Origin of the sequence: Amycolatopsis sp. WAC 01416 (assembly GCF_003947485.1) — a bacterium.
Classification (GTDB): domain Bacteria; phylum Actinomycetota; class Actinomycetes; order Mycobacteriales; family Pseudonocardiaceae; genus Amycolatopsis.
Window position 1 is genome coordinate 408045 of record NZ_QHHX01000006.1, and the last position, 13372, is coordinate 421416.

Here is a 13372-nt window from a genome sequence, read left to right on the forward strand (position 1 = left end):
GCGGTGGAACTGGCCGGTCGTCACGTCCTCGTCGCCGGAGCCGGGGTCACCGGCAAATCCGCCGTCCCGGTCCTGCTGGACCAGGGCGCGCGGGTCACCGTCACCGACGGCGACGCCGGACGCCTGGCGGAACTCGAAGGTCTCGGCGCCGAACTGGTGCCTGGTCTCGCGGTGCCGCCCGAAGGTGTCGAGCTGGTCGTGACCAGTCCCGGCTGGAAGCCGTCTTCGCCGTTGCTGGTGGCGGCGGCCGAGGCGGGGGTCGAGGTGATCGGCGACGTCGAGCTGGCCTGGCGCGTCGGGCAGCTGCGCGACAAGCCGCCGGTGTGGCTCGCGATCACCGGGACCAACGGCAAGACCACCACGGTCGGGATGCTGGAATCGATCCTGCGCGCCGCCGGGATCGACGCCGTGGCCTGCGGAAACGTCGGCTTCGCGGTGCTCGACGCGGTGCGTGCCGGGCACGAGGTGCTCGCCGTCGAGTTGTCGAGCTACCAGCTGCATTGGTCGTCCACGCTGGCCCCGCACGCCTCGGTGGTGCTGAACCTGGCCGAGGACCACCTCGACTGGCATGGCTCGATGGAGGAGTACGCGGCCGCGAAGGGGCGGGTCCACACCCACTCCCGGACCGTGGTGCACAACTTGCACGAAGAGTGGTCGGTCCGGCTCGCCGACGAGCACGCGCCCGCGGACGCCCGCCGGGTCGCCTTCGGGATGGACACCCCGCGTCCCGGCGAACTCGGGATCGTGGAAGACCTGCTGGTCGACCGCGCCTTCGTCGCCGACCCGGCGACCAGCGCCGACGAGCTCGGCACACTGGCCGACGTGCGCCCCGCCGGGCCGCACAACGTGTCCAACGCGCTCGCCGCGGCCGCGCTGGCCCGCGCGTACGGCGTCAGCGGTGAGGACGTCGCCAAGGGCCTGCGCGAGTACCGGCCCGCCCCGCACCGGGCCGAGGAGATCGCCGAGATCGACGGCGTCCGGTACATCAACGACTCCAAGGCGACCAATCCGCACGCCGCGAGCGGCTCCCTGCGCGCGCACCTTTCCGTCGTCTGGATCGCCGGTGGCCAGCTCAAGGGCACTTCCGTGGAGGAGCTCGTCGGCTCGATCGCCGGCAGGTTGCGCGGAGTCGTGCTGTTCGGCGTGGATTCACCCGTGATCGCCGCCGCTGTTGCGCGACACGCGCCGGATGTCCCGGTCAACAGCCTCCTTCCGGGTGACGATGACCCCATGACTGCGGCGGTGAAGGCGGCCCGCGCCCTGGCGCGGCCCGGAGATGTGGTGCTGCTGGCCCCCGCCGCGGCGTCGTTGGACATGTTCACGAGCTACGGCGCGCGCGGCGACGCGTTCGCGCGTGCGGTCCGTGTCCTGCGCGACGGTGCGGGGGAGACCAGTGACGGCGGTTGAGGAGAGAAAGCGCGAGTCCGCGCCCCGCAAGCGCCGTGAACGCAAGGAAAGCCCGTTCGTCGCCTTCCGGACCGCGCTGACGGCGTGGCTTTCGCGGCCACTCGCCTCCTTCCACCTGGTGCTGGCGCTCACCGGCGTGCTGACCGTGATCGGCATCGTGATGGTGCTGTCCGCCTCGTCGGTCGCCTCGTACAACCCCAAGACCGGCACCGGCGTGTACGCCCAGTTCAGCAAGCACCTCATGTTCGTCGGGATCGGCGCGGTGGTGTTCTGGGTCGGGCTGCGGGTGCCGCTGGAACGCGTCCGGCGGCTTTCGGCGACGGCGACCGTGGTGTGCCTCGGGCTGCTCGTACTGGTGCTGACCCCGCTCGGCTCCGAGGTCAACGGCTCGCAGGGCTGGTTCCGGCTCGGGGGCTTCGCCTTCCAGCCGGTCGAGGCGGCGAAGGTCGCGCTGGCCTTCTGGGGTGCGCACATCCTGGTGATCAAGTACAACATCATCAACCAGTGGCGGCATCTGCTCGTCCCGGTCGTGCCGATCGCGCTGCTGATGTTCGCGCTGGTCATGATGCAGCCCGACCTCGGCGGCACGATCACCCTCGCGGTCGTGCTGATGGCCCTGCTGTGGTTCGCGGGCGCGCCGAAACGACTGTTCGGGGTCATCCTCGCGGGTGGCCTCGCCGGGATCCTGGTGCTGGCGATCATCGCCCCGTACCGGCTGGCGCGGGTCATGTCGTTCGTCTCCGGCGACCCGGACACCAGCGCCGACGGCTTCCAGGCCAACCAGGCGAAACTCGCGCTCGCCGATGGCGGGTTCCTCGGCAAGGGCCTCGGCCAGGGCCAGTCCAACTGGGGCTACCTGCCGAATGTGCAGAACGACTTCATCTTCGCCCTGATCGGCGAGGAACTCGGCTTCGTCGGCTGCGTGGTGGTGCTCGGGCTGTTCGCCGGGGTCGCCATCGTCGGCCTGCGGATCGCCACCCGCAACCTCGACCCGTGGATCCGGATCGTGTCCGGCACGCTGACCGTCTTCCTGGTCGCGCAGGCGGGCATCAACATCGGTTACGTCGTCGGCCTGCTGCCGGTCACCGGGGTGACGCTGCCGTTGATCTCCTACGGCGGGACGTCGCTGGTGATCACCATGCTCATCATGGGGATCCTCGCCAACGCCGCCCGGCACGAACCGGAGGCGGTGGCCGCACTGCGCTCGCAGGGGCCAGGTAAATTCGGACGCCTGCTGAGGCTTCCCGCGCCCGAGCCGTACCGACCGCCCGCCAAACGCAAGGGCGCCGTGGGCAGGGGAGGCGCCGCCAAGGCGGCGAGGCCCGCGCCGAGGACGGCGAGGCCTTCGCCCGCACAGGAACGGCGCCGTTCGGTGCGGGAACCCGGCAGGAGGACGGCCGCGCGAACGGCGGCGAACCGCGGTACCGCGAAACGGGGTACCGCAAATCGGAGAGGTCATAGGTGAACAACCCCGTCAGAGCCGACGCAGCAGCCGAGGTCGCCGGCAAGGCGCCGGTGGTCGTGGTCGCCGGTGGCGGCACCGCAGGGCATATCGAACCGGCGCTCGCCCTCGCGGACGCGGTGATGCGCCTGCGTCCCGACGCGAAGGTGATCGCGCTGGGAACCGAGCGCGGGCTGGAGAACAAGCTCGTCCCGGCGCGCGGCTACCAGCTGGAGCTGATCCCGCCGGTGCCGATGCCACGCAAGCCCACGCCCGAACTGCTGAAGATGCCGCTGAAGGTCCGCGACGCGGTCAAGCGCACCCGTGAGGTCCTCGACCGGGTCGGCGCGGACGTCGTCGTCGGCTTCGGCGGGTACGTCGCGCTTCCGGCGTACCTCGCCGCGCGCGGCCGCACGCCGATCGTGGTGCACGAGGCCAACGAGAAGCCGGGCCTGGCGAACAAGGTCGGCGCGCGGTTCGCCGTCCGCGTCGCGGTCGCCGTCCCGGGGACCCCGCTGGCGAAGGCCGAGGTCATCGGCATCCCGCTGCGCCGCTCCATCACGTCGCTCGACAGGGCCGCGCTGCGCGCCGAAGCCCGTGAGCACTTCGGGCTCGACCCCGACGCCCCGACGCTGCTGGTCTTCGGCGGTTCGCAGGGCGCGGTGTCGATCAACGCCGCCGTTTCCGGCGCCGCCAAGGAGTTCGCGGACGCCGGTGTCGGCGTCCTGCACGCCCACGGGCCGAAGAACACGCTGGTCGTCCAGGAGTTCCCCGGAAAGCCCGCGTACGTCCCGGTGCCGTACCTGGAACGGATGGACCTGGCCTACGCCGCCGCCGACGCGGTGCTGTGCCGCTCCGGCGCGATGACCGTCGCCGAGGTCTCGGCCGTCGGCCTGCCCGCGGTGTTCGTCCCGCTGCCGTACGGCAACGGCGAGCAGGCGGTCAACGCCCGGCCCGCGGTCGACGCGGGCGCCGGTCTGCTGGTCGCCGACGCCGACCTCACCCCCGCCAAGGTCGCGGAGCTGGTGATCCCGCTGGTGTCCGACGCCGACAGGGTCGCGAAGATGAGTGCGGCTGCGGTCGGCCTCGGCCACCGTGAGGCCGACGAGACCCTTGCCAAGATCGTGCTGGAGGCCGCAGGTGCCTGACACTGGGTTTGATCAAAAGCTGCCCGAAACGCTCAGGCGTGCCCATCTGATCGGGATCGGCGGCGCCGGGATGAGCGGTATCGCGCGAATCCTGCTGGCCCGCGGCGCGCAGGTCTCCGGATCCGACGCCAAGGAGTCGCGCGCGTTCCTTTCGCTGCGTGCCCAGGGCGCCGAGATCGCCGTCGGGCAGCGCGCCGAGAACCTCGACGCCTTCCCCGAAGGCCCGTCCGCGGTGATCGTGTCGACCGCGATCAAGGAGTCCAACCCGGAACTGGCGGCCGCGCGGGAACGCGGGATCACCGTGCTGCACCGCGCGGAGGCGCTGGCCGGGCTGATGGAGGACCACCGGGTCGCCTGCATCGCCGGGACACACGGCAAGACGTCGACGACGTCGATGCTGACCGTCGCGCTGCAGCAGTGCCGGCTCGACCCGTCGTTCGCCATCGGCGGCGACCTCAACGAGTCGGGCGCCAACGCGCACCACGGCGAGGGCGGCGTCTTCGTCGCCGAGGCCGACGAGAGCGACGGGTCGTTCCTGGCCTACTCGCCTTCGGTCGCCGTGGTGACCAACGTCGAGCCGGACCACCTGGACCACCACGGCACGGCCGAGGCCTACGTCTCGGTGTTCACCGAGTTCCTCGGCCGGATCGTGCCGGACGGGCTGCTCATCGTCTGCGGTGACGACGAGGGCGCCTCGGAGCTGGGCGCGCGGGCGTCGGCGCAGGGCATCCGTGTCCGCCGATACGGGCGTTCCGTCACCGGCGCCGACGACGCCAAGGTGCTGGACTACGCGCCCGCCCCCGACGGCGGCGTCGTCCGGATCTCCTTGCGGGGCGAGGAAATCGTCCTGCGGGTCGCGGTGCCGGGCGAGCACATGGCGCTGAACGCGATCGCCGCGCTGCTGGCCGGGATCGAACTCGGCGCGCCGGTCGAAGGGCTCGCCGAAGGGCTCGCCGCGTTCGGTGGCGTCCGGCGACGGTTCGAGTTCAAGGGCCGCTCCGGCGACGTCCGCGTGTACGACGACTACGCGCACCACCCGACCGAGGTCGACGCGCAGTTGCGCGCGGTGCGGACGGCCGCCGGTTCGGGCCGGGTCGTCGTGGTCTTCCAGCCACACCTGTACTCGCGCACGAAGACGTTCTCGAAGGAGTTCGCGGCCGCGCTGTCCCTGGCCGACGAGGTCGTCGTGCTGGACGTCTTCGGGGCGCGTGAGAAGCCGGAGCCCGGCGTGAGCGGCGCGCTCATCGCCGACCAGATCTCCGGTGTCCCCGTGCACTACCAGCCCGCGTTCGACGTCGCGGCGAAACTCGCGGCGGATCTGGTCGAACCTGGCGACCTGCTGGTGACCATGGGCGCCGGCGACGTCACGCAGCTCGGCCCGGAGATCCTGGCCGAACTGGACCGGCGGGCAGGCTAGCCATGACGCAGACCGGGGAACGCCGCCGCCCGGCCGAACCCGGTCGGCGTCCGCGCACCGAACACGCTCGACGCGTCAAGGCCCGGCGCGGCAGGCGGTCCGTGTACGACCGCCGCCGCACCACCCGACCGGCCAGGCACAAGGAGATGCGACGGCGCTGGGTCGCGCTGCTTTCGGTGCTGACCGTCGTCGCCCTCGTGTACCTGCTGTGGTTCAGCTCGATGCTGGGCGTGCGGCAGGTCGACGTCGTCGGGGCGAGCTCCGTGCCCGCGGAACAGATCCGCGCCGCGGCGGCGGTGCCGGACCAGAAACCGATGCTGCGCCTGGACACCGACGACATCCGCGACCAGGTGGCGCAGATGCCCGGCATCGCCACCGTCGACGTCTCCCGGTCGTGGCCGAGCACCATCGAGATCACCGTGACCGAACGCGCCGCGATCGCCTTCTTCGACAGCGGACCCGGCGGCGACGGCATCCACCTCGTCGACGGCGGGGGAGTGGTGTTCAAGACCGTCAAGGAGCGGCCCGCCGGGCTGCCCGAACTCAAGCTGCCGTCGGTGTCGGCGGACGACCCGGTGACCCGCGCGGTCACCGGCGTCCTCGGCGTGATCCCGCAGCAGTTGCTCAAGCAGGTCACCACCGCGACGGCGAAGACCCCCGGCAGCGTCGAGTTCGCGCTGGCCGACGGGAAGACCGTGCGGTGGGGGACCTCGGCCGACACCGAACGCAAGGCGAAGGTCCTCGCCGCCCTGCTCACGCGTGAGGGCAAGGTCTACGACGTCTCGGCACCCGATCTGCCGACGGTCTCCTGACGCAATTCGTCACCTACTTGCGATAGTTGGCACGGCGAACTGCCGCAAGTAGGTGACGAATTGCGGGACGGTCAGCGGGTGACGAGGGCTTCGATGCCGTCCAGCAGGCGCTCCAGGCCGAAAGCGAAGGTCTCGTCGGCGGCTTCGCAGGTGTCCGCGTCGTAACCGCCGCTTTCCCAGATCCGCGTCATCGCCGGATGCCGTTCCACGTCGAAGTACTTCTCCCAGAACACCGACCGCTGCCCCCACCAGGCGTCGGTCGACTGCCCGGTCTCCTGTTCGACCTGCGCGGTCTCGGCGAAAAGCGTCGCGTTGGCCTGCACGTAGATCTCGATGCTGTTCGCGGCCGCGGCCGCCTTGCGCGGCGTCAGCCCGATGTCCGACACCGCCGCGATCAGGTACTCCTGACCCGCCATCAGCCCGGGGCCGAGCACCGGCCGCACCATCGACGTCGAGCGCAGCCACGGATGCGCGCGGAACACGGCCAGGGTGCGGTCGGCGTAGAGCCGCACCTGCTCGCGCCAGCCGTCCGGCCGGGGGGCGCCGGGGCCGGGGAGGTCTCGTTCGGCGAGTACCGAATCCACCATGAGGTCGAGCAGTTCGGTCTTGCCGGGGACGTAGGTGTAGAGCGTCATCGTGCCCGCGCCGAGTTCCTTGGCGATCCGGTTCATCGAGACGGTCGCCTCGCCCGCGCCGTCGGCGAGCGCGACGGCGGTGGCGATCACCTGGTCGAGGGTCAGTTTCGGCTTCCGCCCCCTGGTCGGCTGCCGGGCTTCGCCGCGGTCACGCCACAACAGTTCGAGGCTGCGCTCGAAGTCCATCCACACTCCACTCGGCCGTGAAGCTGGATTCTACATTCTCGTATGCGGTACGGTTAAACTTATCTCGTAGGACGTACGAAAAGGAGTGGGGAATCGTGACGATCCTGGTGACCGGTGCGACCGGAAGCGTCGGCAGGCTGCTCGTCGACGAGCTGGTGAGCGCCGGAGCGCCGGTGCGGGCGCTGACCGTCAACCCGGCGAAGGCGGCACTGCCGGAGCAGGTGGAGATCGCCAAGGGCTACCTGGGCAAGCCGGAGACGCTGCCGGAAGCGCTCAAGGGCATCGAGACCGTGTACTTGGCGCCGCTGGCGGCCAAGGTGGACGACTTCGTGAAGCTGGCGAAGGAGGCCGGAGTGCGCAGGGTGGTGGCGCTGTCGGGCAGCAACGCCGACGACCCGGAGGAGAACTCGAGCGGCGTGGACTACGCGATCATCGAGAAGGCGGTCCGGGAGGCGGACTTCGACTGGACCTTCCTGCGGCCGGGCGCGTTCATGAACAACACCCTCGGCTGGGCGGAGACGATCAAGACCGAGCGCGTGGTCCGCGAGGCATACCCCGAATCCCGGATGACGCCGATCGACCTCGCGGACATCGCCGCCGTCGCCGCGCACGTCATCCTGACCGAGGGGCACGTCGGCAAGAAGCACACGCTGAGCGGCCCGGAGGCGATCAGCCAGCGCGAGCAGGTCGCCGCCATTTCGGCCGCGCTCGGAGAGGACGTCGCCTTCCACGAGCTCACCCGGGAAGAGGCGAACAAGCAGTGGGCCGCCGCCGGCGTCCCGGTGGAGATCGCCGAGTGGCTGCTCGACGGCTTCGCGTACTTCACCGAAAACCCCGACAGGCCGACGGGGGTTGTCCAGGAACTCACCGGACGGCCCGGCGTCACCTACGCGGAGTGGGCGGTGGCGAACGTCGAAGCGTTCCGCTGAACCCGTCACTCGCGTGATCGAACCCGTAACTCGCGTGATTGAAGGCGGAACTCTCGAGTTACGGCTTCAATCACGCGAGTTACGGCCAGGATCACGCGAGATACGAGTTACCGGTGCTCAGCGAGCCCGGCGGGGGAGGCGGGTCGGCAGCGGCGCACCGCGTCGCGGCTGATCCGCCGCCGGAGCAGGAGCCTCGGCGGGCGGCGGGGCGGGCCGTTGCGGCTGGGGAAGCGGAGGCGGGGCCTGCGATTCGCGGGGCCAGGCGGGGGTGATCATCGCCTGCGCCCCGACCCGGCGGAACGGCAGACCGTGCGCCTCCCTGGCGGGCAGGCCGGGCCAGATCTCGCCTGCTTCCTTGGCGGCGTCGCGGATCGCGGTGCCGTCGAGCGCGGTGTGCGTCTCCTCGATATCGCGGTCGAGCCACTGGACGACGAACTCCAGCGGCCCGTCGGGTGGCAGCGGCCACAGGAAGATCTCGTGGTCGACGTGGAAGGCCGAACCGCCCAGCCCCTGTGCGCGCAGCACCGGCTGATCCGGTTTGGTGGCCGACGGCACGGAGATGGTCTCCGAACTTGCCCGCCTGCCGTCGGGGAAGAGCACCCCGACCAGCAGTGCGTTGTAGTCCGGGACCCGGCGGTGGTCGATGAGGCCTTCGCCGGGTTCGTCAAGCAGGAGATCCCGCGAGTACACCGACAGCTGGAACGACACCGACTCCGGCCACACCTCGATGCCGCGCAGCGCCACGATGGTCCGCTCTGCGCGGCCAAGCGGCATCGACCAGGGCAGGATCGCCGGCACGATGTACTCGTGCGGCGTCTCCACCCAGGGGCGGCCGTTGTAGCCGAACAGTTCCTGTTCCGGCACCGGGAACAGGGGGCGGCTGCGCGGACCGTCGGTGAAGAAGCTCATCGTGGACCGGGCGCGGCAGAACGCGGGGTGAACCTGTCCGACCTGCCGCTCACGCCGTCAACGACCACCATGCGCTTCACGGTATCCGATGACCATGCCGGTACTGAACGGTTTCAACGCACCTTTCGCGTCACCCGAAGCCCTTGAGCTTCACTTTCGTGCCCTTCGGCACCTTGGTGCCCGGCGACGGATCCTGCTGCAGGACGAAGTCGAAACCGCCGTTTCCGCCGCCGTGACCGTTGCCGTTTCCGCGACCCTCACGGTCGGGTTCCAGACCCGCCTGTTTCAGGATCTGGATCGCCTCCTCCATCCGCTTGAAGGTCACGTTCGGCACTTCGACGGCGTTCGAAACGAACACCCCGATCCGGCGGTTGCTCGCCTTCTCGCCGCCCTTCGGGTCGGTGCGGATCACCTGACCGGCGGCGAACTGGTCGGAGAACTCCTCGCCTGCCTGGAACGGCTGGAAGCCCGCCTGCTGCAGGATCTGGAAGGCGGCGTCCTTGCTCTGGCCAGTGACGTCGGGAACCGGCGGCAGCGGTTCGGGGCCCTTCGACACGATGATCGTGACCTGCCCGCCGATGTTCAGCTGTGAACCGGGGCCCGGGTCGACGCGGACCACCTTGTTCTTGGCGACGTCGCTGTACTCCTGTTCGCCCTGGACCGGGGTCAGCTGCGCGGCCTTGATCGCCGTCTCGGCGTCCTGCTGACTCGTCCCGGCCTGGATGTCCGGCACGATCGGACGGCCCTTCGACAGCACGACGTTGACCGTGGCGCCCGGCGCGAGCGACGTGCCCGCGGCGGGGTCGGACCGGATCACCGTGTGCTGGGCGGCGGTGTCGCTGTACTCCTCGGTGTAGGCAGGGGTCAGTTTCGCCGACCGGAGCGCGTCACCGGCGGCGGCCTGGTTCATCCCGGCCAGCTTCGGCACCGACGACGAGCTCGGCCCGGTGTCGTTGAGGATGAAGGCGAACGCGCCGATCAGGCCGCCGAGAACCAGCACCGCGGCGGCGATCATGACGTAGAGGCGTTTGCGCGAACCCGGCTGCTCGTCGTCCGCGGCCGGCTGTGGCCGAGGGGGCGGCGTGCGGGGCGGCTGGGCGGCGGGCGGCGGCGGTTCACGGAGCAGCGCCTGCGTTCCGCGCGGGCCGGTGACCGGCATGGTCGCCTCGGCGACCGGGGCCAGCACCGTCGTCGCCATGGCCGGGTTCGCCACCGGGGCCGCCGGGACGGCCGGGATGCCGGGAGTGGTGCGTTCGGCGTCGGTCTCGCGGTCGGCGTCCGCGGGCAGCGGCACGGGCACCGGGACCGCCGGGACGCCGAGGACGGTGCGCAGATGGTTCAGCTCGGCGAGGAAGGCCGCGGCGTCGGCCGGGCGTTGCTCGGGATCGCGGCGCGTGGCGCGCAGGATCAGCTCGTCCAGCTGCGGCGGGATGCCGGGACGCAGCTCGCTCGGGCGCGGGACGTCGTCGTTGACGTGCCGGTACGCCACCGAAAGGGCGGTGTCGCCGGTGTACGGCGGGCGTCCGGTGAGCATTTCGTACAGCAGGATCCCGGCCGAGTAGACGTCGCCGCGCGAGGTGGTCGCGCCGGTGGCGACCTGTTCGGGTGAAACGTAGGCGACGGTGCCGAGGATGACGCTCGAACTGGTGGTGCCCGCGCTGGCGATCGCGCGGACCAGGCCGAAGTCGGCCACCTTGACCACGCCGCCCGAAAGCGCCGTGCCGCCGCGGCCGACGAGCACGTTCTCCGGTTTGACGTCACGGTGCACCAGACCGGCGGCGTGCGCCGCGGCCAGCGCGGAGAGCACCGGTTCGGTGATGCTCAGCGCGAGCGCGACGTCCAGCGGGCCGCGTTCGGCGAGCAGTTCACGCAGGGTCCCGCCGTCGACGAGTTCCATGACCAGGAAGGCACGGCCGGACTCCTCGCCGCCGGGGGTGTCGAAACCCTGGTCGTGTACCGCCACCACGTGCGGGTGGTGCAGGCGTGCCGCCGAGCGGGCTTCCCGCTCGAAGCGTTCGACGAAGGACCGGTCGTCGGCGAACCGCGGGTCCATGATCTTGATGGCGACCTGGCGGTCCAGGCGGGTGTCGACGCCGCGGTACACCGACGACATCCCACCGCGTGCGAGCAGCTTGTCCACCCGGTAGCGGCCCTCGAGCAGAGTGCCCACCAGAGTGGGATCCGTGCGTGTCACGGCTATGGATCGTACGGAAGTACCCATGTTGTGGTGTACGGGACCTGGCGCGCCGAGGATCACGATTTCCGTCATTTCGTCGAATCGGCGGTATACGTGACGAGGCGCGCACTCTCCGTCATGGCCGGGCCGTCACCCATGCGTACTAACGGAGCGGGAGACGGAATGTGGCACAGTGTCACCTGTGAGTGGGATTCCCGTCGCCGACGACGTTCTTGACGCAGATGTGGCCGTTCTTCCGCTGTCGGAGGTCGCGACCGCGCTGAACGTTTCGGCCAACAAGGTCCGCCAGATGCTGCGCGACGGCCATCTGATCGCCGTCCGGCGCAAGGGCGAGCTGTACGTCCCTGGCGCGTTCCTGGTGAAGGACGGCGTGGTCAAGGGCCTGGCGGGCACCATCACCGTGCTCGCGGACTCCGGTTTCAGCCGGACGGAGATGCTGCGCTGGCTTTTCGCCGCGGACGAGACCCTGCCCGGGGCCACCCCGGTCAACGCGCTTCGCACCAGCCACGGCACCGAGGTCAAGCGGCGCGCGCAGGCGATGGCGTTCTAGTTCTGACCAGCGCATACGTCGCGGCCGCGAGAAGCTGACACCCCGCCGCGGCACTCATCGCCGTGGTCACGGAGAGTGCGCTCAACGGTCCCGCGGCCGCCGCGCCCGCCGCGAGTCCGGTGATCTTCACGCTCGCCGCCGTCGTGAAAACCTGAGCCCGCACTCGCGCGGGCGTTTCGCGATGCCGGATGGCGAAAAGCGCCGAAAGTTGCGGTCCTTCGGCGAATCCGGCGAGCGCGGCGGCGGCCAGCAGGGTCACCGCGTCGTGCCCTGTCGCCGCGAGCAGGAAACTCGCGCCCAGCAGGACGGTGCTGGCGAGCACGGTGCCGTCCGGTGGCTGTGGCCTGCGGGCCAGTACGGCGTTCGCGACCAGTGACGCGGCGGCCAGCACGGTGAGCAGAAGCGCGCCGAAGCCCGGACTGCCCAGCCGTTGGGCGCCGAGCAGCGGATAGCAGACCACGGCGACCCCGATGCCGACGAAGGACACCGTGGACGTCGCGGTGGCCCGCAGCAGCGCGCGGTTGCGGAAGAGGACCGTGAACCCGTCGGCGAGTTGACGGCGGATCGGTGTCGCGGGCTTCGCTTCGGCCGCGGGGAGCGACCATGCGGCGGGGAAGGCGGCGGCGACCAGCGTGATCGCGACGGCGACCGCGGCCGGAGCGCCGGCGTACGCGGCCACGAGCCCGGCGAGCCCCGGCCCGGCGAGGCTCGCGGCGGTGAACGTCATCGCGTCCAGGGTGCTCGCCCTCGCCAGCGGTGTCATGCCGCGGACGTTCGGCAGCTGCGCCGTCCAGCCGCCCGCCAAAGCGGGGTTGAGCAGCCCCACCGCGACGGCGACCGCGATCGCCGCCGGGAGTTCGACCAGCGCGAGTACCGCGCCGAGTCCGCCCGCGTAGGCGAGCAGCGCCCACGCCAGCAGCCGTCCCGGCTGTGGACTCCGGTCGAGCAGCGCCCCGAGCAGCGGCCCTCCCGCCGCCGCGGAGACCGTCAGACCCGCGAGCAGCGCGGACCCGGTGGCGGCCGAGCCGTCGACGCTCATGCCGAGCAGGAGCAACGCCGGTCCGGACAGTTCGTCCCCGGTCCTGGCGACCGTCGCGCCGGTCAAATAGACGGCGAGACTGTAACGGCCTCTCATGAGCGAGACGTTACAGTGGGGTATGACTTCAGCGCAGCGGGATTTCCTGCCCGGCCGTTCGGCGCGGGCGGCGGCGCGGCGGGCGGTGGATCTGCTGGCGGTCCTGCTCGCGCCGGACCCCTCGGTCGCGTCGGTTCGCGCCGTTCTGGAGGCGCACGGCGAGACCTCGGTCGACATGGCGCCTTCGGATGTGGCTTCGCTGCGCGAAGCGGCCGCGGAGTTGCGAGAGGTATTCGCGGCGCGGGATGCGGGAGAGGCGGCCGAGGTACTCAACCGGCTGCTGGCTCGCTACGCGCATCCGCCGCGGCTGACCGATCACGCCGACGGGTTCGGCTGGCATCTGCACGTGGACGCCGACGACGACGGGCCATGGGGCGCGTGGCTGGTGACGTCGTCCGCGCTGGCGTTGGCGGCGTTGCTTTCGGACCGTCAGGCGCCGCCGGGTGGGCTGTGCGCGGCTTCGGGCTGTGGGAAGCCGTTCGCGCATTTGGGTGGGGGGAGCCCGCGGCGGTACTGCTCGACGCGGTGCGCGACTCGGGAGCGGGTCGCTGCGCACCGGCGCGACCGGTCCCGAACGCCATGAAAGGTCCTTTCCTTGCAAATTTT

General features: G+C 70.9%; 12 protein-coding genes. 8 read left to right on the forward strand and 4 right to left on the reverse strand.

Annotation, left to right across the window (positions count from 1 at the left end):
• Window positions 1-3 precede the first annotated feature (3 nt).
• Genes murD through DL990_RS22730 form a run of 5 tightly spaced genes read left to right on the forward strand, consistent with a single transcriptional unit; the run spans window position 4 to window position 6225 of the window.
• Window positions 4-1407, forward strand: coding sequence for a UDP-N-acetylmuramoyl-L-alanine--D-glutamate ligase (murD, locus tag DL990_RS22710; RefSeq protein WP_125785320.1), 1404 nt, complete (start codon window positions 4-6; stop codon window positions 1405-1407).
• Window positions 1394-2872, forward strand: a complete 1479-nt coding sequence (ftsW, locus tag DL990_RS22715) for a putative lipid II flippase FtsW (RefSeq protein ID WP_125785321.1) — start codon at window positions 1394-1396, stop codon at window positions 2870-2872. The genes murD and ftsW overlap by 14 nt, the downstream gene beginning before the upstream one ends.
• On the forward strand, window positions 2869-3996 hold the full coding sequence (gene murG / locus DL990_RS22720) for an undecaprenyldiphospho-muramoylpentapeptide beta-N-acetylglucosaminyltransferase (protein WP_125785322.1): 1128 nt from the start codon (window positions 2869-2871) through the stop codon (window positions 3994-3996). The genes ftsW and murG overlap by 4 nt, the downstream gene beginning before the upstream one ends.
• Complete coding sequence (gene murC, locus DL990_RS22725) at window positions 3989-5413, forward strand: UDP-N-acetylmuramate--L-alanine ligase (RefSeq protein WP_125785323.1); 1425 nt, start codon at window positions 3989-3991, stop codon at window positions 5411-5413. Before murG ends, murC begins: the two co-directional genes overlap by 8 nt.
• A gap of 2 nt (window positions 5414-5415) precedes the next feature.
• Entirely contained in the window at window positions 5416-6225 is an 810-nt protein-coding gene (locus DL990_RS22730; protein ID WP_125799831.1) for a cell division protein FtsQ/DivIB, read from the forward strand.
• A 71-nt stretch (window positions 6226-6296) separates the two neighbouring features.
• Here the strand turns inward: DL990_RS22730 and DL990_RS22735 are convergent, their stop codons facing one another.
• A complete protein-coding gene (locus DL990_RS22735; protein ID WP_125785325.1) occupies window positions 6297-7046 on the reverse strand; it encodes a TetR/AcrR family transcriptional regulator in 750 nt (249 codons plus the stop codon).
• Window positions 7047-7141: 95 nt separating this feature from the next.
• Here DL990_RS22735 and DL990_RS22740 point away from each other — a divergent pair, with 95 nt between their 5' ends.
• Window positions 7142-7975 carry an NAD(P)H-binding protein gene (locus DL990_RS22740; RefSeq protein ID WP_125799832.1) on the forward strand — a complete coding sequence of 278 codons (834 nt, stop codon included), beginning with the start codon at window positions 7142-7144 and terminating at the stop codon, window positions 7973-7975.
• A gap of 117 nt (window positions 7976-8092) precedes the next feature.
• Here the strand turns inward: DL990_RS22740 and DL990_RS22745 are convergent, their stop codons facing one another.
• Together DL990_RS22745 and pknB are read right to left on the reverse strand one after the other, a co-directional pair.
• Window positions 8093-8884, reverse strand: a complete 792-nt coding sequence (locus DL990_RS22745; protein WP_125785327.1) for a hypothetical protein — start codon at window positions 8882-8884, stop codon at window positions 8093-8095.
• A 130-nt stretch (window positions 8885-9014) separates the two neighbouring features.
• A complete protein-coding gene (pknB, locus tag DL990_RS22750) occupies window positions 9015-11078 on the reverse strand; it encodes a Stk1 family PASTA domain-containing Ser/Thr kinase (protein ID WP_125785328.1) in 2064 nt (687 codons plus the stop codon).
• 184 nt (window positions 11079-11262) lie between these two features.
• Here pknB and DL990_RS22755 point away from each other — a divergent pair, with 184 nt between their 5' ends.
• The gene (locus DL990_RS22755; RefSeq protein WP_125785329.1) at window positions 11263-11631 is read left to right on the forward strand and encodes an Rv2175c family DNA-binding protein; all 369 of its coding nucleotides are present in this window, start codon (window positions 11263-11265) and stop codon (window positions 11629-11631) included.
• On the opposite strand, the gene DL990_RS22760 is transcribed toward DL990_RS22755, so the two are convergent.
• Window positions 11600-12766 carry an MFS transporter gene (locus tag DL990_RS22760; protein ID WP_125799833.1) on the reverse strand — a complete coding sequence of 389 codons (1167 nt, stop codon included), beginning with the start codon at window positions 12764-12766 and terminating at the stop codon, window positions 11600-11602. The genes DL990_RS22755 and DL990_RS22760 overlap by 32 nt on opposite strands.
• Window positions 12767-12788: 22 nt before the next feature.
• On the opposite strand from DL990_RS22760, the gene DL990_RS22765 reads away from it, so the two are divergent.
• Window positions 12789-13349, forward strand: coding sequence for a CGNR zinc finger domain-containing protein (locus DL990_RS22765; RefSeq protein WP_125799834.1), 561 nt, complete (start codon window positions 12789-12791; stop codon window positions 13347-13349).
• Window positions 13350-13372 lie beyond the last annotated feature (23 nt).